21 protein-coding genes are annotated in these 21,862 nt (G+C 69.0%); 7 read left to right on the forward strand and 14 right to left on the reverse strand.

Features of this window, described 5'->3' with window-relative positions:
• Window positions 1-158: 158 nt before the first annotated feature.
• The 3 genes from ACLJRL_RS17385 to ACLJRL_RS17395 form a co-directional block, all read right to left on the reverse strand.
• Window positions 159-1,592, reverse strand: coding sequence for an MFS transporter (locus ACLJRL_RS17385; protein WP_410657219.1), 1,434 nt, complete (start codon window positions 1,590-1,592; stop codon window positions 159-161).
• 150 nt (window positions 1,593-1,742) lie between these two features.
• Window positions 1,743-2,063 carry a hypothetical protein gene (locus ACLJRL_RS17390; protein WP_410657220.1) on the reverse strand — a complete coding sequence of 107 codons (321 nt, stop codon included), beginning with the start codon at window positions 2,061-2,063 and terminating at the stop codon, window positions 1,743-1,745.
• Window positions 2,064-2,274: 211 nt separating this feature from the next.
• Window positions 2,275-4,095 carry an alpha/beta hydrolase gene (locus ACLJRL_RS17395; protein WP_410657221.1) on the reverse strand — a complete coding sequence of 607 codons (1,821 nt, stop codon included), beginning with the start codon at window positions 4,093-4,095 and terminating at the stop codon, window positions 2,275-2,277.
• Between the two features lie 170 nt (window positions 4,096-4,265).
• Between ACLJRL_RS17395 and ACLJRL_RS17400 the strand changes: the two genes are divergently transcribed.
• Window positions 4,266-4,907, forward strand: coding sequence for a hypothetical protein (locus ACLJRL_RS17400; protein ID WP_410657222.1), 642 nt, complete (start codon window positions 4,266-4,268; stop codon window positions 4,905-4,907).
• Window positions 4,908-4,939: 32 nt separating this feature from the next.
• Here the strand turns inward: ACLJRL_RS17400 and ACLJRL_RS17405 are convergent, their stop codons facing one another.
• The 4 genes from ACLJRL_RS17405 to ACLJRL_RS17420 all read right to left on the reverse strand — a co-directional run bounded on the left by ACLJRL_RS17405 (window position 4,940) and on the right by ACLJRL_RS17420 (window position 9,116).
• On the reverse strand, window positions 4,940-6,073 hold the full coding sequence (locus tag ACLJRL_RS17405) for a glycosyltransferase 87 family protein (protein WP_410657223.1): 1,134 nt from the start codon (window positions 6,071-6,073) through the stop codon (window positions 4,940-4,942).
• A 102-nt stretch (window positions 6,074-6,175) separates the two neighbouring features.
• On the reverse strand, window positions 6,176-6,832 hold the full coding sequence (locus tag ACLJRL_RS17410) for a response regulator (RefSeq protein WP_410657224.1): 657 nt from the start codon (window positions 6,830-6,832) through the stop codon (window positions 6,176-6,178).
• Window positions 6,829-8,055 (reverse strand): sensor histidine kinase, encoded by a 1,227-nt coding sequence (locus ACLJRL_RS17415; protein WP_410657225.1) that lies wholly within the window; start codon window positions 8,053-8,055, stop codon window positions 6,829-6,831. Before ACLJRL_RS17415 ends, ACLJRL_RS17410 begins: the two co-directional genes overlap by 4 nt.
• 110 nt (window positions 8,056-8,165) lie before the next feature.
• Window positions 8,166-9,116, reverse strand: a complete 951-nt coding sequence (locus ACLJRL_RS17420) for an alpha/beta hydrolase family protein (RefSeq protein ID WP_410657226.1) — start codon at window positions 9,114-9,116, stop codon at window positions 8,166-8,168.
• Between the two features lie 562 nt (window positions 9,117-9,678).
• On the opposite strand from ACLJRL_RS17420, the gene ACLJRL_RS17425 reads away from it, so the two are divergent.
• From ACLJRL_RS17425 to ACLJRL_RS17440, 4 genes are all read left to right on the forward strand, one after another.
• Complete coding sequence (locus tag ACLJRL_RS17425; RefSeq protein ID WP_410657227.1) at window positions 9,679-10,329, forward strand: S1 family peptidase; 651 nt, start codon at window positions 9,679-9,681, stop codon at window positions 10,327-10,329.
• A gap of 79 nt (window positions 10,330-10,408) precedes the next feature.
• Window positions 10,409-11,359, forward strand: a complete 951-nt coding sequence (locus tag ACLJRL_RS17430; RefSeq protein WP_410657228.1) for a helix-turn-helix transcriptional regulator — start codon at window positions 10,409-10,411, stop codon at window positions 11,357-11,359.
• A 127-nt stretch (window positions 11,360-11,486) separates the two neighbouring features.
• Window positions 11,487-12,140, forward strand: a complete 654-nt coding sequence (locus ACLJRL_RS17435; protein ID WP_410657229.1) for an FG-GAP repeat domain-containing protein — start codon at window positions 11,487-11,489, stop codon at window positions 12,138-12,140.
• A 144-nt stretch (window positions 12,141-12,284) separates the two neighbouring features.
• A complete protein-coding gene (locus ACLJRL_RS17440; protein WP_410657230.1) occupies window positions 12,285-12,452 on the forward strand; it encodes a hypothetical protein in 168 nt (55 codons plus the stop codon).
• An 18-nt stretch (window positions 12,453-12,470) separates the two neighbouring features.
• On the opposite strand, the gene ACLJRL_RS17445 is transcribed toward ACLJRL_RS17440, so the two are convergent.
• Complete coding sequence (locus ACLJRL_RS17445; RefSeq protein ID WP_410657231.1) at window positions 12,471-13,223, reverse strand: S1 family peptidase; 753 nt, start codon at window positions 13,221-13,223, stop codon at window positions 12,471-12,473.
• 75 nt (window positions 13,224-13,298) lie between these two features.
• Window positions 13,299-14,267 (reverse strand): LysR family transcriptional regulator, encoded by a 969-nt coding sequence (locus tag ACLJRL_RS17450; RefSeq protein ID WP_410657232.1) that lies wholly within the window; start codon window positions 14,265-14,267, stop codon window positions 13,299-13,301.
• A 94-nt stretch (window positions 14,268-14,361) separates the two neighbouring features.
• Here ACLJRL_RS17450 and ACLJRL_RS17455 point away from each other — a divergent pair, with 94 nt between their 5' ends.
• Entirely contained in the window at window positions 14,362-15,324 is a 963-nt protein-coding gene (locus ACLJRL_RS17455; protein ID WP_410657233.1) for a M64 family metallopeptidase, read from the forward strand.
• Between the two features lie 11 nt (window positions 15,325-15,335).
• On the opposite strand, the gene ACLJRL_RS17460 is transcribed toward ACLJRL_RS17455, so the two are convergent.
• On the reverse strand, window positions 15,336-15,848 hold the full coding sequence (locus ACLJRL_RS17460) for a hypothetical protein (RefSeq protein WP_410657234.1): 513 nt from the start codon (window positions 15,846-15,848) through the stop codon (window positions 15,336-15,338).
• A 97-nt stretch (window positions 15,849-15,945) separates the two neighbouring features.
• Window positions 15,946-16,521: a helix-turn-helix domain-containing protein gene (locus ACLJRL_RS17465; RefSeq protein WP_410657235.1), complete on the reverse strand. Its 576-nt coding sequence runs from the start codon at window positions 16,519-16,521 to the stop codon at window positions 15,946-15,948.
• Window positions 16,522-16,608: 87 nt separating this feature from the next.
• Between ACLJRL_RS17465 and ACLJRL_RS17470 the strand changes: the two genes are divergently transcribed.
• Window positions 16,609-17,601, forward strand: coding sequence for an alpha/beta fold hydrolase (locus ACLJRL_RS17470; RefSeq protein ID WP_410657236.1), 993 nt, complete (start codon window positions 16,609-16,611; stop codon window positions 17,599-17,601).
• A gap of 61 nt (window positions 17,602-17,662) precedes the next feature.
• On the opposite strand, the gene ACLJRL_RS17475 is transcribed toward ACLJRL_RS17470, so the two are convergent.
• The 3 genes from ACLJRL_RS17475 to ACLJRL_RS17485 all read right to left on the reverse strand — a co-directional run bounded on the left by ACLJRL_RS17475 (window position 17,663) and on the right by ACLJRL_RS17485 (window position 21,803).
• Entirely contained in the window at window positions 17,663-18,481 is an 819-nt protein-coding gene (locus ACLJRL_RS17475; RefSeq protein WP_410657237.1) for a DUF1206 domain-containing protein, read from the reverse strand.
• 105 nt (window positions 18,482-18,586) lie between these two features.
• A complete protein-coding gene (locus tag ACLJRL_RS17480; protein ID WP_410657238.1) occupies window positions 18,587-20,161 on the reverse strand; it encodes a succinic semialdehyde dehydrogenase in 1,575 nt (524 codons plus the stop codon).
• A 13-nt stretch (window positions 20,162-20,174) separates the two neighbouring features.
• Entirely contained in the window at window positions 20,175-21,803 is a 1,629-nt protein-coding gene (locus ACLJRL_RS17485) for a GMC family oxidoreductase (RefSeq protein WP_410657239.1), read from the reverse strand.
• Window positions 21,804-21,862: the final 59 nt, after the last annotated feature.

Here is a 21,862-nt window from a genome sequence, read left to right on the forward strand (position 1 = left end):
TGACGTGATCAGGACCAGGTGAATTCCAGCGGAACGGCATCGTTGCCGAAATCGGATTCAATTCCCGAAAGCCGTTCTTTCTGCTCGGAACTGTATGGATCAGCCCGGAAGAGTGTCAATGAAATGAGCGCGAAACGCTCACGCCGGTGCAGGCATGCTCACCGGGAAGAGAGAAACGAGGCACCGTGCTTGTCACCTTGGGACGGACTTTCACCCGCACGGACGCTCAGCACCCGGATCGCGAGGAGCGCGCCGGCGAGTTCCAATGCGGCCGCGGTCAGCAGTCCGGCCGTGTAACCGTCGGCCAAGGCGGGGCCCGCGCCTTCGTCGAGATGTGCCGTGCGCACCACCGTCAGTACCGTCCCGATCAGCGCGACTCCCAGCGCGCTCGACAGTTCACGGGACGCGGTGAGCAGACCGGACGCCGTGCCCGCCTGCCGCTCCGCCACGATTTCCAGTACGTACGAGGTCAGCGGCGTGGTCAGGGCCGATCCGGCGCCGATCAGCACCATCCCGGGGATTCTCGGCGACACCTCCGGAATGTGGTTGACCACGGCCAGTGCGAGCAGTCCCGCGGTGACCAGGCCCAGTCCGGCCGCGACGGTCCGATGTGGACCGAACCGCGGTACCGCCCAGGGCACCAGCGGGGTCGCGGCGACGACCGCGAAGGCCACCACGACCAGCGGTAACCCGGCGAGCACCGGGCCGAGCCCGAGGGATTCCTGGTGCAGCAACGGGGTGAAGAAGAAGACGCCCGAGACACCCAGTCCCCACAGCAACTGCACGGTGAGCGCGCCGACGAAGACCCGCCGGCCGATCAGATCCGCGGGCACCAGCCGTACGCGCGCGCGTCTTTCCCTGACCACGAACCAGAGGCACAACGACACTCCCGCCGCACCGAGCGCCAGAGGTGTCAGCAGGCTTCGGCTTCCCTCCCCCAGTTCCACCACGGCGGCGGTGAACAGCACCAGGCCGGTGGTCACCACCAGCATCGAGACGACGGCAGGCCGTCCGGCCGCCGGATCCCGGCCGGCGACGGCGACCCGCGTCTGCAGGAGCAGCATCGCCGCGACGAAGGGAAGGTTGACGAAGAAGATCCAGCCCCAGCCCAGGTATTCGCTCAACACACCGCCGAGCGTCGGGCCGAGCGCCAGCGCGACCGCGAGGCAGGCCGTCCACACCGTCGCGCCGACCGCCCGTTTGCGCGCGTCGAGATTGGTCCGGAGCAGGCTGAGCAGGGCGGGCACCAGGAACGCCGCCGCGGCGCCCTGCAGCACTCGCGCGGAGATCACCAGCCACGCCGTCGCGGCCAGCCCCCCGGCGGCCGCCCCGGCGCCGAACACGAGCAGCCCGGCCCGCAGCGTCGCGGCCTGCCCCCAGCGGTCCACCAGGGTTCCCGCCACCGGCAGGAGGCCGGCGAACGGGAGCATGTACCCGATGCTCACCCATTGCAGGGTGGGCAGATCCAGCGCGAGATCCCGGGCGATCGACGGCGCTCCCGCCGCGACGATCGTGTTGTCGAGAGTGGTGACGAAGGCGCCGAGTGCGATCAGTGCCAGCGTCGGTCCCGCCGATGTCGTCCGCTGAACCATTTCCGCGAACTCCTTCGCCTCGTTCCGGAAACCGGCGTACCGATTTCCGGAACGGCCGAGGTTAACCGGGTTCACCGCGCTCGATCAACGGCCACCGCACACCCCGCGCTCGCTTTGTCACGCCGCGCAGGAATCCGTGGTCGCCGATGCTCACCGGAACGCAGCTGCCCCGGTGACCGCGCTGCGGAGCACCTCGACGAAGTCCGCGTCCCTGCCCGTCCGCAAGGAGTACGCGGCGCCGAGCACCTCGGCGACCTCTCGCGCGCGGACTGCGGCGGCCTCGTGCGACGCGGCGAACGCCGACAGCGCCGCCCGTGGCGGGCAGACCTCGACACCGGCGGCGCCCGCCCGGACCAAGCCGAACCGCTCGAGTTCCGCGAGCGCGGTGCCGGGCTGGGTCGAACTGCCGTCCAGCAGGGCGCGGTACAGCTGCTCGGCCTCCACCGACAGGCCCCGCGACTCGGCGAGCATGACCTTCTCCTCCCCCGTCGAGGACGTGCGACAGCACCTGACAACGATGTCGGTGCGTCTTCCCCACCGCTTCGAACTCACCCACTCACCTGTACAGAGGGGAAAAGGACCAAGATCGTGCGCGTGAATCGATAACGAAAAGGTGACGGATCCACGCACGAGGACGAGACCCCTCGCGCCGCGGGGGGCCTCGTCCTCGTGTCGGCTTCGGTCAGCTGTTGGCGGGAAGCCCCTTCTCGTCGGCTTCCGGCGTGGCGGTGCCCTCGAGAAGTTCGCGCACGATCTCGTTCGCCTTGCGCACCTCGGGGGTGATCATCTTGATCTTGATCTTGCCGTCGTGACCCAGGTGGCCACCGACCTCGACCGTCTTGTCCTCACCCGGCAGCGGCAGACCCTGGCAGCCGGTGAACTTCTTCTTCGGCGTCAGGCCGGTCTGGAAGTAGGCCACGATCGGGTCGTCGACGCAGTCGGTGTTGTACGGGAAGATCCCGTGGCTGCCTTCGTTGTCGACGCTGATCATCTTCGCGCCCGGGAGGCCGTTCGCGCTGGCGAGCCCGCCCTCGTACGGCGTCGCCGCGTCCAGCTCGGTCTGCGCGATCAGCAGCTTCGGGAAGGTCTTCGCGTGGGGAGCCGGCTTGGCGTTGGTGGTCGGCCAGTAGGCGCACAGCGGCGCGCCCGAAAGCGCCATGATCGGCGCGATGAAGGGGGCGTTGACCGTCAGGTCGGCCTGCCAGTAGGTCCAGTAGTGCAGGTTCTGGTTCCACTGGCCGTCCTGGCAGCGGATCGCCTCGAACGTGGCGTCCCAGGTCTCGACCTCGGCGCCGCCCTGGTACGAGGCCTTGCGCTCGACCGAGTCCTTCTTCGCGATGGCCTCCAGCGCGTTGGTCTTCGCCTTCGCCAGGAACGCCTTGTTCGCGTCGGTCAGGCCGGGGGTCCGCAGCGCCTTCGCCACGAGCTGGTCGACCTTCTCCTCATCGGTGCCCGTGAGAGCGGGGCCGGTGACGGCCGAGGCCACGATGGAGGCCGCCGACGGGTACTGCGTGGTGTCGTACATCGCCGGGATGATGAACCAGGCCGCGTACAGCATGCCCGCGAACTCCCGGGTGCCGCCCGCCTGCTCCCACTTGCGGCGGATCTCCAGCGGATCGGTGCCCGCCTTGTACTTGGCGTCGTTGCGCGCGACGTAGGGCAGCAGCGCGTCCTGGAACTGGCGGTCACGGCTGCGCGGCTGCAGGTCCCAGGTCTTCTCGAGGGTCGAGCGGCTCGCGTCGGTCGAGGAGTCCAGCAGGAAGCGGTGCGCCTTGCTGGCGAACGTCGTCGCGTACCAGGTACCGAGCCAGGTGCCGTAGGAGTAACCGATGTAGCTGGTCTTCTTCTCGCCGAGCACGACCCGGATGAAGTCCATGTCGTACGCGGTCTGCTCGGTGGTGATGAACTTCGTCAGCGGGTTCGCGAGGCAGCCCGCGACCTTCGCCTTGTTGATCACATTCTGATCAGTGCTGTTCGGGACGGTGTAGCTGCAGGTCAGCGGGGTGCTCTGGCCGACACCGCGGGGGTCGAAGCCGACGAAGTCGTACTGCGCGGCCAGCACCGGGCTGCGCTTCGCCATCGCGGCGCCCCACGGCAGGCCCTCGCCGCCGGGTCCGCCCGGGTTGACCAGCGCGATGCCCTGCCTGCCGGTGCCGGGGTAGGCGGTCGCGGTCTTGGAGACCCGGATGCCGATGGTGTTGCCGTCCTGCGGGTTGTGCCAGTCGCGCGGCACCGTGACGGTGGCGCAGGCGAGGCCCTTGACCTTCTTTAGCTCGGCGGCCGTCGCGGGGGCGACCGAGGGGAAGTCGCACTCGCCCCATGCGACGTTCTGCGCGGTCAGCCCGCCGGCGAGTGCCGCGGTGTCCGGCTCGGCGTTCGCAGCGGGTGCCGCGCCCGCCGCAGGAGCCAGCACCAGGCCCGAAGCCAGGAACGCGCCGGCGATCGCCACCACCGTCGTGCGCGGGCGTCCTCCCCGGGCAAGCAAGGTCTTTCTCGTACTCACGATGATCCCTTTCGACATGAGCCCCCGATGTCCGTACGAGAAGTAAAGACGGGCGATCACGCTTCCCACACGGCCGGGAGATGGCGGATACCCGACATGGCAGGATCTCGACACGGCGTCGGAAACCGATCGCCCGTAACGACTTCGGGCCCCGCTCGCGACCTGTGGGTGTGTCCGCAACCGATCTCAGCGCCCTGCACTTGCCGGAATGGGTGGTGTCCTTGCTTCCGGAACGGGAAACCGTCGAGGAGCAGGCGATCCGCATCCGGCAGGAGTGGTGGGAGAAGGCGGTGGCGTCCCGTCGCCTCCCGGGATCCCCACCGACTGCCACGACACTGACCCGGGCCGATGTCTGGGCGCCTGCCGAGCACGTGTTCACGCTCCTGTGGCGGACTCTGGCGTGGGGTTCCGGCAGCCACCTGCGACAGAACAGCCAACGCCTGAACAGCATCGAGGCCGACGTCGTGCGCGCCGAAGACCTTCTGACCCGAGCCGCGGAGGAGTCCCGACGCGATCCGGAACGCGCCTACGCATTGCTCCGCCCGCGGCACAACGAGATCCGTGGGCTCGGCCCGTCGTTCTTCACGAAGTTCCTGTATTTCGCCGGCGGTGGAGCGCCGGAACATCCCTGCCTCATTCTCGACCGGGTCGTCGCCACCGCCCTGCGCGAAAAGTGCGGCTGGGAGTCCTTGCACCGCGCCGGACCCTGGCCGCCGGAGACCTACCGGCGCTACTGCGATCTGCTCGCCCGATGGGCGCGAGAACACCACTGCGCGGCCGACGAACTGGAACTGACCCTGTGGCGCTCGTGATCCCGGGCGGGTCGTGAGTGATTCGGGTCGTTCTAACGACCCGAATCACTCACGACCCGCCTGACCCACGCTCCTCGCCACTCACGAATCCTTTTCACCACAAGGAAAACCCCCGCGGCCACAGCGACCAGCAAGTACCCGTTACCGACGACCATCTGCCCGAGATCCCACCCGTGCTCCGCGCCACCGCCACCCGGCACCACCGCCACGGTCCACCCGGTGAACACCACCGCGATCGCCGCCGCGAGCCACCGAAACCCCCGCGCCAGCAGATAGCCGAGCGCGGGCACGATCCAGACCCAGTGGTGCGTCCAGGAAATAGGGCTGACGAGCAAGGCGCAACCCGCGCACACCAGCAGCGCTCCTTGCTCGTCGCCGGCTCGGTACCGCCACCGGATCAGGAACACCGCGGCGACCACGAACAGGACCGCGATCCCGAGCAGCCACCCCTCCCCCGGCCCGGTCCTGGCGAGAAACCCTTGCCACGACTGGTTTCCGACCCAACCCTTCATCGCGGCGAAGTGGTCGTTGAAGATCGCGGACGTCCAGTACGTGACGGAGTCGCCCGGCAGGAGCGCGAAGCCGAGCGCGGTCGCGGCGAGGAAGGTGCCGAGTGCGCGCATCGCGTCGGCCCGGCGGCCGGTGAGCAGCAGGTGCCCGATGAAGATCAGCGGGATCAGTTTCACCGCCGCCGCGAGCCCGATGAGCATGCCGCCGTACCGGGAACCGCGCAGCCGCAGCACATCCACCACCACGAGCGCCAGAAGGATCAGGTTCAGCTGCCCGAGGCCGACGCTCTGCCACACCGGCTGCAGGCCGAAAGCGGCGAGCAACGCCCAGCCGTTGTCGAAGAACGGACGCAGCGCCAGGTACAGCGCGGGTGCGGCGGCCATCGCGACCAGTCCCCAGCACAACTGCGGCGGCAGGACGGCGAACGGCGTGAACAGCACGGCCGCGAACGGCGGGTAGGTGAACGGGAGTTCCGGGGCCCAGCCGGGCAAAGCCGCCAGATGCGCGTACAGCGGTTCGCCGTGCAGCACGGCGATTCCGCCCGCTCGGTACACCGCGGAGTCGACACCGAGCGGGCGGTCGAGGAGCCACCAGAGCACCGCGACGAAGGCGAGAGCCACCACCACGACGGTCTGGGGGCGGCGGAGGATCTTCATGGCCACCACGATGCTCGAAGAACCGCGCCGGGTCGTCGGGCCCCAGTGCCGTCTTCGGGCAGTACCCGGGTATCGCCCGCGCGGCCGTGCGCTACCCCGGTATCACTTGCCGGGTACCACGATGCCCGCCTCGTACGCGGCGACGACGGCCTGCGCCCGGTCCCGCGCACCGAGTTTCCCGAAGACTCTGCTCACGTGCGCTTTCGCGGTCTGCTCGGCGATCACCAGCACCTCGGCGATCTCGGTGTTCGACAGCCCTTTGGCCACCAGGCGGAGGACTTCGGTCTCGCGCTGGGTCAGTTCCGCGACCTTGGAACCGCCGTCCGCGGTCCGGCCGCGGACGGCGAACTCCCCGATCAGCCTGCGCGTGACCGACGGCGCGAACAGGGCGTTGCCCGCCGCGACCACGCGCACCGCGGTGACCAGATCGTCCAGCGGCGCCTCCTTCAGCAGGAAGCCGCTGGCGCCCGCCCGCAGTGCGCCGTAGACGTACTCGTCGATATCGAACGTCGTCAGCATCAGCACGCGGACGTCGTCACCGCGGGCCGCCAGGATCCGGCGGGTCGCCTCCAGACCGTCCAGTTCCGGCATCCGCACGTCCATCAGCACGACGTCCGGCGCCAGTTCCGCGCACCGCTCGATCGCTTCGACACCGTTCGCGGCCTCGCCGAGCACCCGGATGTCGTCCTGCGCGTCGAGGACGGCGCGGAAACTCTGCCGGACCATCGTCTGGTCGTCGGCGATCACCACCGAAATCACCCGTTCTCCTCCTGATCCAGCGGCAGTTTCGCGGCGACTTCGAAGCCGCCGTCGGCGGTCGGCTCCGCCCTCAGCCCGCCGCCGAGCATGGCGGCACGCTCGCGCATACCGAGCAAGCCGTGCCCGGCGCCCTCGTCGACGGTCCCGGCGCCGCCCGGCGCGTTACGCACTACAGCGTGCACCGAATCCTGGTCGACGCGCAGTTCGACGGTGATCTCCGCGCCCGGGGCGTGCCGGACGGCGTTGCTCAGCGCCTCCTGCACGATGCGGTACGCGGACAACGCGACCCCGGCGGGCAGCGCGTCGAAATCTCCGTCCACCCGCAGCGCGCACGGTGTGCCGAGAGCGCGTACCCGCTCGACCAGTTCCCCCACCCTGGTGGCGTCCGGCTGCGGCGTGACGGGGCCTCCGGCGCCGTCCGCGCGCAGCACCCCGAGCAGGCGTCGCATCTCGACCATGCCCTCACGGGCGGTTCCGGTCAGCTCGGCGAACTCGGTGCGCAAGTCCTCGGCCATGCCGGGAAAACGGTAGCGCGCGGAGTCGGTGCGCAGGGCGAGTACCGACATGTGGTGGGCGACCACGTCGTGCAGTTCCCGGGCGATCCTCGCGCGTTCCTCCAAGACCGCCGCCCTGGTCTCCTCCGCCGCGAGTCTCCGTTGCTGCTCGGCACTTTCCAGCTCGGCGACCCGGCGCTGCCGGACCGCGTTGCCGCCGACCAGGAGCGACGTCATCATCGCCACCACCAGGGCCAGATCGCGCCAATCACGGAGCGGGACGGCGATCGCCGCCGCCGAGACGACGGCGACCACGACCAGAACGGCCTGCGAATGGCCCGCCGCGACCAGGTACAGGACGAGCGCGGCCGTCAACGCCAGCCCCGGCGACCACGGCCAGCCCCACATCCGCGGCAGGGCGGGCTGCACGGCCGGGGTGACCAGGATCAGCACCACCAGCACCCGCCAGGCCCACAAGGGCGAGCGGATCGCGAGGAACGCGGGCACCATCGCCGCCACGGCGAGCACCACGACGCGGGGACTTCCCACCGCTTCCGACGGTGTCATCAGCGCGGAGACGAACCCGGCCCAGATCCCGATTCCCGCCACCGCGACGGCGCGCAACCGGCGTAGCCCGGCAGACCGCGCTCCCACCTCCGGCCGGGCTCCGGCGTACAGGGTGTAGCGCGCGACCTGCAACCTCTCGCCCCATCGCGCTCGCTTGATCATCGCCGACCAGCCTACGACCGCTCTTGCGTCCGCGAGACCTGGAACCTGGATTATTTCGCTACGACATCTCGCGAAATGAGGTGAAGGTGCGCGCGCGCTCGTGCACCTGGCTACTTGGCTTCGACCCGGCCGAGTGCGTCGGGCCCGGCCGTCAGCGCGTCACAGGCCTCCCGCCAAGCGGGATCCCCTGGGGAGAACTCGGTGCGGAGGTACGCGGCGGTGAGCCGTCGCACCGCATCGACCCGCTCGGGATTCTCGTCCGTGGTCTCGGCGACGTCGTAACCGGAGATCCCGCCGAGCCCGTGCTCCGCGTCGAAAAGGGTGAGCAAAGTCTTGCGCCCCGGGGAAAGGAAGTACGGATCGGTGTGCCACTCCGCACCGCGAACCGTCAGGTGCGTGGAGGTGTCCTTGTCCCCGGCGACCACGAGCGCGGGCGTCGTCATCGTGGAGAAATCCGTGGTCAGGAAGAAGGAATAGTTCTGGGCCACGAATTCGGTGATGGCGTCGCCGCCTCGGCCGGGTGCCGCGAGCAGCACTCCCGCGGAGATCCGGGGCTCGGTCAGATTCACTTCCGTTCCGTCGTGGGGATCGGTGAACCGCGCGCCCAGCAACAGGCTCGCGGTGTGCCCGCCCATCGAATGCCCGGCCACGGCGACCTTGCTCCGGTCCAGGCGCCCGGTGAGGTGCGGGACGGCGGCCTCGATCTCGTCGAGCCGGTCGAGGATCCGGGTCATGTCCTCGGCCCGGGATCGGTAGTACATCGGCGCTTCGGGATCGGCTGAGTCCAGGTTCAGTGTCCGCGAACTCAGATGCGTGGGCTGGATGACGACGAAGCCCTGTGCCGCCCAGGAAGCGACGAGCGGGGCATAGCCGTTCAGTGACGAGAGGTGGTTCGAATATCCCTGGCCGTGCGAAAGAAGGATGATCGGCAGCCCGCTTCCGGTCATCGGCGCGGAAACCCGTACCTGCAGGTCCACCGCGCGGCCGGGAGTCGGCAGGACCACCGGGCCGACCGAGAGGACAGGCGCCGGCGCAGAGGCCGCGTACGTCGTTTCACTCATGTACTTCCCCTTGACGTCTAGGCTCCAACAAAAGCGGAGCACTGTTCCGCAAACATACGGAGCAGTGTTCCGCTTTGTCAACAGACCGGTGGCCCAGCACGGGGGAAGAGGTGACATGGCGGCAGAAGGCATCGCCCGGGTGACGGTGTCCCCGGCGCCGGCATGGCGCCGGGGACCACCCACCCGCCCGGGAACGATTCCCGGGCAAAGCGGATCATCCCCGCTTTCGGGGCACCGAACGTACCGGTACCGAACGGTACGAGAGGTCGATCGGTTCAGTGACCGCCTCGACACCCGGGGCGAAGAGGTCTTTCCCCGCGTGTGATGCAGCGAAAGACCCCTTCACATCACTTGGCACAAACGCCACTCACGAGTATTCGCACCGTCCATGACCCATCAGTGCCATCGGCACTCCCGTGCCTTTCTCCCCTCTTTAGTCGCTATCAACGGCCGCATCCGCTTGCCTAGCATGGCGAAACCCCCGGCGGCCGCAATGGGGAAACGTTCGATTTCCCATTCCTCTTCCGTTGTTCCCTGTAGTGGAAGGCACCCTGTGAAGACCATGCGCATCCGAGGTCTCCTCACCGCATTGCTGTGCACGGCCGGGCTCATCGCGGTCGCCCCCGCCTCCGGCGCGGCCCCCATCATCGACGGCGGATACGCCCGGTCCGGCCCGTGGGCGGCCATGATCGAGCAGAACGGTGAGCAGTGGTGCTCCGGCTCGATCATCAGCGCCCGCTGGGTGCTCACCGCGCAGCACTGCATCGACGAACCTGGTGCCGACTACTCGGTCCGGGTCGGGGACGTCGACCACCGGGCCGGTATCTACGCGGCGGTGACCGACATCCACACCCCCGGCGGCGCCGACATCGCGCTGCTGCGGCTCGACCGGTCGATCGACACGACCTACGCCACCCTCGGCACCGCAGTGTCCGCCGGCGACACCGAGCACGTCTACGGCTGGGGCTACAACGAAGACGGTGCGCTGCAGCGCTATCTCAAGGTCGCCCGCATGTCGGTGACCAGTGTCGCGAATGGACTGATCAAGGCCAGGGTGGGCGACGGCCTGACCAACGGCGGCGACTCGGGCGGGCCGGTGTTCGTCGGCGGCAAGCAGGTCGGCGTGCACATCGCCGGCAACAAGGTGGACAGCTCCACGCACACCAGCATCTCGTCGAACCGCAACTGGATCCGCACCACCTCGGGCGTCTAGGCGCTGACGAACCGGTCTGGGGGCGGTGTGTCCCACCGCCGCCCCCAGACCTCTCCAACGACGGCGAAGGTGGGCACGGGTGACTCCCCCGGACAGGCTCGGCGCACAACTGATCAAGCTGGGCCTCGGCGAGGGCGCCGCCGGCGTCTACTGCCGGATGCTCGAAAGTGAGCCGGTGTCCGCCCACCCGGCCCTGAACGAACTGGTCGACGCCGGGCTCGCGCTGCCCTCCGGGACGGAGGGGGCCGGGTACGTTCCCGCGAATCCCAGCGAGGCACTGACGGCGTTGACGACGCGGCGCCAGGCCGAGTTGCACGACGCGCGGATCGCGGTCCAGACCGCGTACAGGACTTTCCGGCGGGCGCATTCGGGGATACCGCACGCACAGGATCTGCTGGAGGTGATCACCGGCGAAGCCATCGTTCCCCGGCTCCAGCACCTCGTCACCCTGGTGCGGCACCAGGTGCGCCGGCTCGATTCCCCGCCGTACTTCAGCGGCGGGCACCGGAATCTCCTTGAGGAGGAACAGCTTCAGCGCGGGATCAGCTATCGCTGTGTCTACAGTGGAGCGTCACTGGGCGATCCCGGCTACTTCGCCGGGAACATCGTGCCCTGCCTGCGAGCGGGTGAGCAGGCGAGGCTGCTGCCCGAACTCCCGGTGAAACTGACGCTCTACGACGACCGGGCGGCCACGATCGCGCTGACCATCCGGGAGACCGATCGCAACCAGTCCATCGTCATCGTGCGACCCTGCAGCCTCTTCTCCGCGCTGGAGGGGCTTTTCGAAACCTCGTGGGCCGCGGCGATCCCGCTCGATCAGCACGGGCAGGCGTCCGGGCAACCGATCCGGCCCATCGAGCGGGACCTGCTGATCCTGCTGGCCGCCGGGAGCAAAGACGACGAGATCGCCGCCGAACTCGGCATCAGCAGACGGACCCTGTTCCGCTACCTCGAAAACCTGATGGGCCGCGCCGGGGTCTCCAGCCGGTTCCAGCTGGGGGTCTTCGCCGCCCACAACGGCTGGCTCTGAAACCGCGTCACCGGGTTGCGTTTGTGTGGCACATCACACCCTCACTGCACCCGCCCGCACCGTGGCCGTCTTACCTCATGAGAACACTTTCGGTGAAAAGTTCACCGGAGGAGTTGGAGGGAGACACATGAACCGCACAGGCATCATCCGTACCGCCACTCTCACCGGCATCGCCGCGGCGCTGGGGCTCGCCGTCGCCGCACCCGCCACGGCCGCGCCGCTCGCCGATCCGGTCACCACCGTCGCCGACCTGGACGGCGACGGCGAGATCGAGACCGTCAACGCCCAGCTGGTCGGCGACGACCAGGTCATCTCGGCCACCGTGAACGGGACGTTCACCTCGATCCACGTCGGCGCCGACAGCTACGCCGGCCTCACGGCGCCGCGGGTGACCGACCTGAACGGCGACGGCCGCGCGGAACTGATCGTCACCCAGTCCGTCGGAGCCAACACCACGTTCTTCACCGCGCTCCACTTCGACGGCCGCAACCTGAGCCAGGTCGTCGGCGCGGACGACAAGCCGCTCTCGGTCTCCGAAGGCGGCGGCATCGCCGCGCACCTCGGCTACCACTGCACCCCCGCCGAAGGGGGCCGCACCTTCGAAACCGTCGCCGCCGAAGTCGACGACATCGCCGGCCCGGTGGACCAGATGACGTACTCCGGCAGCCGCACCGTTTCGACGCTTCGCGACGGCGCGCTGACCACCCAGAGCACCCTCCCGTTCACCGGCCTCAAGGTGACGGATCCGCTGCTCGTCACGGATCCCGCGACCTGCTCCTGACCAGGGGCACGCGCCGTGCGGAGCAGGCTTGCTCCGCACGGCGCGTGCGTGCGTCCGTCACCCGGATGGGGTCACCCGGGCGGGCCGCTCCGCTGCGACAGCCGCCAGGAAAGCGGAAGATGATCTTGGAAGGAGGTCGTCATCATGGGAAACCGCCGTCTGGGAAACCACCGCCTTGAGAGCTACAGCACGACCGCCACGCCTCGAATCGCCACTGCCCGAATCGCCACGGCCGGGCTGCGCGTGTTCGGGGTCATCGTCGCGGTCGCCGTGTGCGCCTGGCTCGCACTATGGCTGGCCTTCACCCTCTGACCGGCCTTAACTGAAACGTCAGGCCGTCCGGGCGGCGATCCAGTCCGCGATGACGTCGGCGCGGGAGGTCGTCTCGATCCCGGCGTGCGGGCAGCCCGGGCCGGTCGCTTCGATCGAGACCAGGTGGCCGCCCTTGCCTTCGGGGACGAAATACGGGGCGCCCGAGTCGAACGTGCAGGCGCTCGTCGTGATCGCCGGCGCCGCGCCGCGGACGCCGATGGTGGTGGGAGCCACCTTGGCCACCTGGACGGTGCCGTGCTGCATCCGGGTCGCCGGCGCGGGGTTCGTGGCGGTCAGGCTGCCCCAGCCCGCCAGTGTCAGCTGCTGACCCACCTTCGGGAGCACGCGGTTCACCGTCAGCGGCGCGACCGTGCTCACCGGCGTGTCCAAGCGGATCAGGGCGACGTCGTTCTCCTTCGCCTGCAGCACTTCGGTCACCTTGCGGGCGACACCCGGTTCGGTCGCTTCGTCCACCAGGCCCAACGTCACCGTCGTCGGGTACGGCACCTTGCCCGAAACCCGTTTCCGGTGCGCGTCGTGAAAGCAGTGCCCGGTGGTGACGACCCAGCCGGGTGCGATCAGCGCGCCCGTGCAGTAGCTGCCGTAGGTCGAACCGTCCGGACGGGGGATCTTCGTCATCGCGATCTTCGCGACGAACCCGAATTGCCCTGGTGGCACATCGGAACCGTGCGCGACGGCCGGAGCGGCCAACGCGGCCGGGGCGGTGATGATGGTCAGGACAGCAGCGGCCAGCAGGGCGCGCAGACGCAATTTCTTACCCTTTTCTCGAGGAGGTGTCCCGAGGCTAGGACCACACCGCGACCAGGGGAATTCCCCGACCAGGGGTCACCCGATGGCACGCCGGGCGCCACCGGGCCCGGCGCGTCGGGCTAGCCAGCGCCGATAGGTGTGACTGCTGTCGGTGTCGAACCGGCAGGCGGCCTCGGCGCCGGCGACCAGGACGTCGCTGTTCCCGCCGAAGGCGCCGTCGGCGTGCCAGGCGATGAGGTACCGCATCCACAAGGGATCCCCGGCGAGCGGCCGGATCGCGATCCCCGGTGCCGCGGGAAAGGTGACCTGGCAAGGGGAAATCGCCCGGCCCGCCGCGATCAGGCGTTGCAGCGGGCGAAGTTCCGTACTGTGGTGGGCGACCTGGGGCCGGAATCCCGCGCGAGCACAGGCTTCCTCGAAGCACTCCGGCCAACCGGCGCCGTCGGACGGCCCGAGTACCCATCGCTCGTCCGCGAGAGCACCCAGGTCGATCTCGATCCCGTCGGCGGCCGGATGATCCGCGGCGAGCGCCACGAACACCGGTTGCACGGCCAACGGTTTCAGCGTCACCTCGGGCGGGGCGGGCAAAACGTGGCCGGGATAGTCGGCGACGACGGCGGCGTCGAGTTGCCCGCCCGCGACGAGATCCAGCAGGCGTCGCGGCGAGAACTCCGTGGTCACCGAGATCGCCCGGTCGTGACCGCCGAGCCGGTCTGCCAGCTCGACCACCATCGAACCGCCGATGCCGCCCAGTGCGATCGGACGCTCCGAGCCGTCCGCCAGCCAGCGCGCCGCGTCGCGGTGCATCGTGTCCGCCGCGGCGAGGACGGTCCGGGCGCGGGAAAGCACGCATTCGCCGAACGCCGTGGGGACGACCCCATTGCGGCTGCGAAGGAACAACGTTCCGCCGAACGCTCGCTCGATGCGTTGTACCGAGGCGGTCAACGCCGGCTGAGTACTGCCGATGCCGGTCGCCGCACGCGTGATGCTGCCCGCGTCGGCGACGGCGCACAGCACCCGCAGATGACGTAACTCGACGTCCATCACGCCGACCTTATGGCGAGCTGGGATGTGCCGGAAGCCGTCGAAAGTCGGGATCGTTTTTCGTGCTCTCTCCCTCTCCCCGCAAGGAGTACACATGCGACGCGCATGTCTCACTTTCGCGCTGCTCGGCACCCTCGCCGCCACTCTCGTTCCCGCGACGGCGTCGGCGGCTCCCGGATTCACGACGTCGATGGAGGCCTTCGAACCCGGCGGGACCATCCGGCGCGTGGCCGTCACCCGGCCGTCGTCGGACAGAACCGCGGCACCGCAGATCCTCGCGAATGCCGCCAAGGTGACGCCCATCGAGACCAACGGCCCCAGCGAGAGCACCTTCGACCTGGTCTTCGTCGGTGACGGCTACACGTCCACGCAGCTTTCCACCTACTCGCAGCACGTCCGCTCCAGTATCGCGGCGCTGTTCGCCATCGAGCCGTACAAGGGTCACCGCAAGCAGTTCAACATCTGGCAGGTCGACGTCGTCTCCGCCGAATCCGGTGTCACCAACGATCCGACTCAGGGAGTGCGGCGCAATACCGCGCTGGGCGCGTACTTCTGGTGCGGCGGCATCGAACGTCTCTTGTGCGTCAACGAAACCAAGGCGAAGCAGTACGCCGCGGCCGTACCGGACGTCGATCAGGTCCTGGCCCTGGCGAACACCACCAAGTACGGCGGCGCCGGTGGCGACGTCGCGACCTCGTCCGGTGGCAACACCCAGGCCAGCCAGATCGTCGCCCACGAACTCGGCCACTCCATCGGCGGGCTCGCCGACGAATACGACTACGGCACCTGCGAAACCCGGGAACCCCGCGAGCCCAACGCGAGCGCCCTCACCGCCGCGCAGATGCGAGACCGCCGCGCGAAGTGGTACACCTGGCTCGGAAAACCCTCTCCCGACGGCGGCACGGTCGGCGCCTTCGAAGGCTCCCGCTATTGCAAGACGGGGATGTACCGCCCCAGCGTGAACTCGCTCATGCGCACCCTCGGGCGACCCTTCAATCCGCCGGGCACCGAAGCGATGATCGCCGGCTTCTACCGCGAGACCGCCCTTCGGCACTAGATAAAGGAGTCTCAGGCTCGATAAGGGCCGCGATTCCCGAGATCCGGGCTCACCTGCGGTTGCGGGCCCTCCTGTCCTGGCACCGGCGTGACGGTCGGCTGCCACGACGCGTCAGTCGGCGCCGGCTCGGTCCCGGCGTCGGCTGACGACCGCATCCGAGGCACGGACCGGTCCGGCGCACGGTCGTGGAAGCGGGTTCCGACGACGTCGTCCTGACGCCGCCGGGAGAGCACCGCAAGGGTGATCCCGTGGGCGACGGCCAACAGCAGCAGGAAGACGCCCAGCCTGCCGACCAGCGCGGACGTCGATCCCGACCACTCGGGGCCCACCACCGAAAGCAGCGCCAGGACACCCATCGCGACCAGGTGGAAGACCATCACCACCATCCACGCCATCGACCCGCTCCCCTCGCCGCCGTTCGGCCCGCTCAGGTAGCGGCGGGCACCGCGGTAGAGGATCTGGCCGTCCGCGACGACGAAGATCAGGCCGATGATCAGGAAACCCGGAAGCTCGTTGTCAGGCATCGTCTCCTCCTCGTTTCCTAGGAGGTACCCCAGAACGGCGTCGTGATGGGTTTCCGGGCGCGGTTCACCGCATCGAGCGATCATGACCGGGCGTCGTTCAGGAGTGGGATCGCACGTGCGCGCGTACTCCTTGCAGGCCGAACAGGATGAGTAGTTCGACCGCCCCGCCGTCGGCGCTGCCCAGCCAGTGCGGCAGAGACGTGTCGAACTCGGCCGCCTCGCCGGGCGGCAACGTCAGGTCGCGCCCGCCGGTCACCAGCCGCAGGTGCCCGTTGAGCACGTACAGCCATTCGAAGCCTTCGTGCGTCTGCGGAGTCGGCTCGAGCGGTTCGGGTACGGCGGGAATGATCATCTTGAACGCCTGCGTACCGCCCGGCCTCCTGGACAGCGGGACGAAGACCATCCCGTACCGCCGGATCGGCTTCAGATGGATCCGGGGGTCGCCGGTACGCGGGGCGCCGACGAGGTCGTCCAGCGGGACGCCGTAGGTCCGGGCCAGCGGCAGCAGCAACTCCAGGGTCGCCCGGCGCTGCCCGCTCTCCAGCCGGGACAAGGTGCTCTCCGAAACCCCGGTCGTCGCCGCGAGGTCGGCGAGCGTGATGCCGCGTTCGCGACGCAGTGCGCGCAGCCGCAGCCCCACCACGTCGAGCACGTCTTCCGTTTCGCGATCCACGCGGCCATCTTGCCAGAACCGCAAGTTTCCGTGCCAGATCGTGGCGGCCCCGGCGAAGCTGAGCGCGTCCCGACAGAAGGAGCCTCGATGACCACCGCACGGGCACTGGCGACCATCGCCCTCGCCGCTCTGCTCACGATCGGCTCCGCGGCCTGCGCGACGCCGGCCGCCGACGACGTTCCCGCCTACGCCGCGGCCACCCAGGGCGACGCGGACTTCGAACGCACTTTCCGCCACGAGTTCGCCGACGTCGACGGTGTCCGCATGCACTATGTGACCGGCGGCCGCGGCACGCCGGTGGTGCTGATCCACGGCTGGCCACAGACCTGGTTCGGCTGGCGGCCGATCATGCCGGCGCTCGCCGAGCACCACACCGTCTACGCCGTCGACCTTCCCGGGCTGGGTGACAGCACCGGTTCACCCACCGGCTACGACAAAGCCACGCTGGCGCGATATGTGCACACACTGATCGCCGATCGGCTGGGACTGCGCGACGCCCGCGTCATCGGGCACGATCTCGGTGCCGCGGTGGCGTTTCAGTACGCCACCCAGTTCCCCGCCGACACCGCCCGGCTCGGCTATCTCGACCTGCCGCTGCCCGGGCCCGCGATCGACGCGTCCACCTACCGTTCCTTGAGCTGGCACATCGCCTTTCACTCCCAACGCCGAGTCCCTGAGGCGGTGGTCAGCGACGACGTGCGTGCGTACCTGGCGCTGTTCTACCCCCAGGTTTCGTTCGGGGGAACGGCTTTCGGCGGCACCTCGGATCGTTCTCCGTTCACCGACGCCGAAATCAGCGAGTACGCACGGACCTACGGCCGGCCCGAGGCCCTGACCGGCGGCTTCGAGCTCTACCGCGCTCTGGACAAAGACGTCCGCGACACCGTTGCGGCGGCACCGATCCGTGTCCCGACGCTGCTCATGACCGCTCAGGGGCAGCTCGCCCCGATCCAGGCCACGGCGGCCCCGCGCATGGCCAACATCGTGCGCGCGGTGGACGTACCGAACGCGGGGCATTGGCTCGTCGAGGAGAATCCTCAGTTCGTCACCGCGGAGTTGCTGCGCTTTCTCGCCGGATGACCCCGATCCGACAGGGCGAGCCACAGCGCACCGGCCGCCACAGGAGTGCCGCGAAAGCCAGTCAACCGCGCTGTGCCCGTGCCGCTCCGATGCAGTACGCGCCGAAAGCGGCGACCCCGACGGCCACCACAAGGAGCAGAACCGTGCCGAACGGCTGATCCGCCAGGGTGCGCAGTGCGGCGTCGAGCCCGCCGGACTGGGACGGATCCAGCGTCAGCGCCGCGTACCCGATGAGCACCGCGACCACGCCGAACACGACGCCCCGGGAGACGTAACCGATCCGTCCGAGCCGCTCGACCCAGCGCTGAGTCCCTTGCGGCAGCGACGAAAGGTCGAGATCGCGCAGGAAGTTCCGCCGGATGCCGTTGACCACGGAAGCCACGGCGACACCCAGTACGACGACGGCGACCACGGTCACCAGGAACCGGCCGGCGGGCAACTCGAGCAGCCGCGCGGTGAGCTCCTGCTGTTTCTGGTCACCGCTCCCCTGGTCTGACGACCCCAGAGCCGACTTGGCCGCGAACACGCCCATCCCGATCCCCACCACGCACCGCACCCCGGACGTCACCCGCTTGACGACGCGCTGCCTCGGCTTCTCGATCCAGGTGTACCCGACGGCGGCCATCAGCGCCTGCCACAGCCCGTACGCGATCAGCCCCGCCGCGAGCCCCCACAGCAGCACGCCACCCAGCGCGGTCGAGCCGATCTCGGTGATCGCGCCCCGCCCGTCGGCCTCCTGGCCGCCGCCGCCCCCGAGGGCGATCCGCGCCGCCAGGTACCCGATGAGCAGGTACACCAGTCCGTAGCACGCCATCCCGATCCGTCCGAGCACCTGGATCGTGGTGCTGTGGCGAACCTGACTCGCCTTGGTCGCGGGCATACGACTCACGCTCCTCGGTTGTTTCTCCCGAGTGTCGCGGCTCGCGGCAGGGGCCGCCGTGCGACTGGTCCATCCGGCCCAGCGCGCGGGAATCGGCCGAAACGGTTACCGGATACGAAAACGCCGCATGAGCTTCAGTCCGGAAAGTACTCCCTCGACGTACTTTTCGTAACTTTGTCCCGGCCGGGCGCCCATGACCTGCTTCTTGAGCAGGGCCACGTTCTTGACGTCGGTGTACTTGAGCAGGCCCTGATCGCCGTGGCGGGCGCCCACGCCGGAACTCTTGACCCCGCCGGACGGCGTTCCCTTGGCGGCGTAGGCGGTGGCCAGGATGTCGTTGATGTTGACGTTGCCGGATTCGATCCGCGAGGCCACGGCGCGCGCGGCGTCGACATCGCCGCCCCAGACCGAGGCGTTGAGGCCGTAGTCGGTGTCGTTGGCGAGCTCCACGGCCTCGTCGACGGTGCGGTACTTGTGCAGCGCGACAACGGGTCCGAAGGTCTCGGTGACGCCGCAGAGCATGTCCTTCGTGACGCCTTCGAGGATCGTCGGCTCGAAGAACGCCGGGCCGAGATCGGGCCGGGGTTTGCCTCCACAAAGGACGGTGGCCCCCTGAGCGACGGCGTCGTCGACATGCGCTTTGACCCGGCGCAGGTGGTCGACGGAGACGAGCGAACCCATGTCGGGGCCGAAGTCGTAGGCAGCGCGGACATCGAGCGCCTCGGTCTTGGCCACGTACGCGTTCTTGAACTCGTCGTAGCGGGACTCCGGCAGGTAGATCCGCTCGATGTGCATGCAGATCTGGCCGGTGTTGCCGAACGCGCCGAAGATCGCGCCCTGCACGGTCTCCGCCAGGTCGGCGTCTTCGAGCACGATCATCGGGTTCTTGCCGCCGAGTTCGAGGCAGCAGCCGATGAGGTTCCGGCCCGCCCGCTCGCCGATCACCCGGCCGGTGGCCGTGGAGCCGGTGAACATCACGTAGTCGGCGTTGTCGATGAGCGTGGGGCCGACGTCCGGGCCCTCGCCGCACACCACCTGGAACAGGCCCTTCGGCAGTCCTGCCTCTTCCAGCATCTGAACGCCGTAGAGCGGCGAGAGCGCCGTCTTGTTGTCGGGCTTCAGCACCACCGCGTTGCCGACCATCAACGCCGGGATCGCGTCGGAAATGCCGGTGGCGAAAGGAAAGTTCCACGGCGCGATGACGCCGACGACACCCTTGGGCCGCCGGATCTCGGTCGACGTCGTCAGGAGCGGGATCGGTCCCCCGCGTTTCCTCGGCGCCAGCAGTCTGGCCGCCCGCCTGAGATAGTGGCTCATCACCATCGGCGGGTCACAGGTCTCCTCGATCGCCATCCGCCGGTTCTTGCCGCTCTCGACCTGGATGAGGTCGGCGACGGCCCGCGCGTTGTCGACGAAGATCGTGTGCGCCCGCTTGAACACCGCCAGCCGCTCCTTGACCGGCATGGCGGCCCACTTCCGCTGAGCCTCGCGCGCGACGGCGAACGCCTGCTCGATATCGGACGGCGTCGATTGCGGTAGCTCGACGAGCGTCTCGCCCGTGTAGACCTCGGTGAGCTTCCAGGTCGCGCCGGACGAACCCGGCACCCTGGCCACGAGCCGCCGCAGGACCGCTTCGGTCGTCGACGCCGGACGGGTGAGCGCGTGCGAGGTGAGGGTCATGGTCGGATTCCCGTCAGTTGTTCGCGAGCACGAGTTGCGCGCCCATCTCGCCGATCATGATGGCGGGCGCGTTGGTGTTGCCGCCGGTGATCGACGGCATGATCGAGGCGTCGCAGACCCGCAGCCCCTCGACGCCGCGGACCTTGAGGTCGGGACCGACGACCGCGAGCTCGTCGACACCCATCCGGCAGGTGCCGACACCGTGGTAGACCGACGTCGCGCGGTTGAGGATCGCGTCGCGCAACGCCTGGCCCCGTAGATGCCTGCCCGGGTGGAGTTCTTCCTTGACCGAGCCGTTGAAGGCGCTCGACCCGAAGATCTCGCGCGCCATTTCCGAGCCCTCCCCGAGTACTTCGAGGTCGGCCGGGTCGGCCAGGTACTGGGGGTCGATCAGCGGTGCCGCCGTGGGGTCGGCCGACGCGAGCCGCAGCGTGCCGCGGCTCTTCGGGTAGATCAACGTCGTCAGCACGGTGAGCGCTGTCCGCTTGTCGACATCGTGCCGGATCGGCGCGTCCTGGTTGGGCGTCACATACGCCCACGGCAGCAGATGCAACTGGAGGTCGGGGATCGCGTCGGCCTGGGACGTCTTGAGGAACGCGACGGCCTCGAAGACCGAGTTCGCCAGGAAGGTGGTGCCGGGCCGCATCAACTCCCTGGCCAGCCCGCGCGCGAAGTACGGCGGCGTGCCCTTGTTCCGGCTCGACGACACGTGGAAGGTCAGCGCGTGGAACATGTGGTCGTGCAGGTTGTCGCCGACCGGCAGGTCCGCGACGACGTCGATGCCGTGTTCCTTCAGGTGTTCGGCGTGGCCGACACCGGAAAGCATGAGCAGCTGCGCCGATCCGACGAACCCGGCCGAGAGGATGACCTCCTTGCCGGCCCGGACGGTGCGCCGCGTGCCGTCGGCGTCGACGACCTCGACGCCGACGGCACGGCCGTTCTCGATGAGCACCTTGTTCACCAGCACCCCGGACTGCAGCTCCAGCGTCGAGGGCGCGAGGTGGTGGAGGTAACCGCGCGAGGCGCTGTAGCGCAGGCCGTCGGCGGCGTTCTGCTGCATCCGGCTGACGCCCTCTTGCGACTCGGCGTTGTAGTCGTCGAGGATCTTGCAGCCGATCGTGTCGGCGGTGGCCTGGAGGAACTGCAGAGATCCCTCTTCCGGGCTTTTGTTGCGGGTGATCCGGATCGGCCCGCCCGCACCCCGGAACGCGTTCTCGCCGTCCTCGAAGTCCTCCATCCGCTTGTACGCGGCGTTCACGCTGTCGGCGTCCCAGCCCTCGTTGCCCTCAGCGGCCCAGGAATCGAAGTTGGCGCGGTTGCCCCGGACGTAGACCATGCCGTTGATGGAACTGGAGCCGCCGACCACCTTGCCGCGCGGCACCGGCATCCTGCGGTCGAGTGCGTGCTTCTGCGGCACCGAGTAGTAGCCCCAGTCGAAAGGCTTCTTGAGCTGGGGAACCGCATGCATGGGGCCGACCAGCCCCGGCTTCTTGACCATCAGCTTCTCGTCGGTCTTGCCCGCTTCGAGCACGATCACGCTCGTGCCCGACGCCGCCAGCCGGCCCGCGATCGCGGCCCCCGAGCTGCCCGACCCGACGACCACGTAGTCGGCCTCAACGCCACGCGACGCCCTTTTCGCCATTTCCGCTCCTCGGTCGGCCCGCCAGCCCGAAACTGAAACCTGTTCTAGTTCCATCCGAC

The sequence above is a fragment of the Amycolatopsis sp. lyj-112 genome (assembly GCF_046549055.1).
Classification (GTDB): domain Bacteria; phylum Actinomycetota; class Actinomycetes; order Mycobacteriales; family Pseudonocardiaceae; genus Amycolatopsis.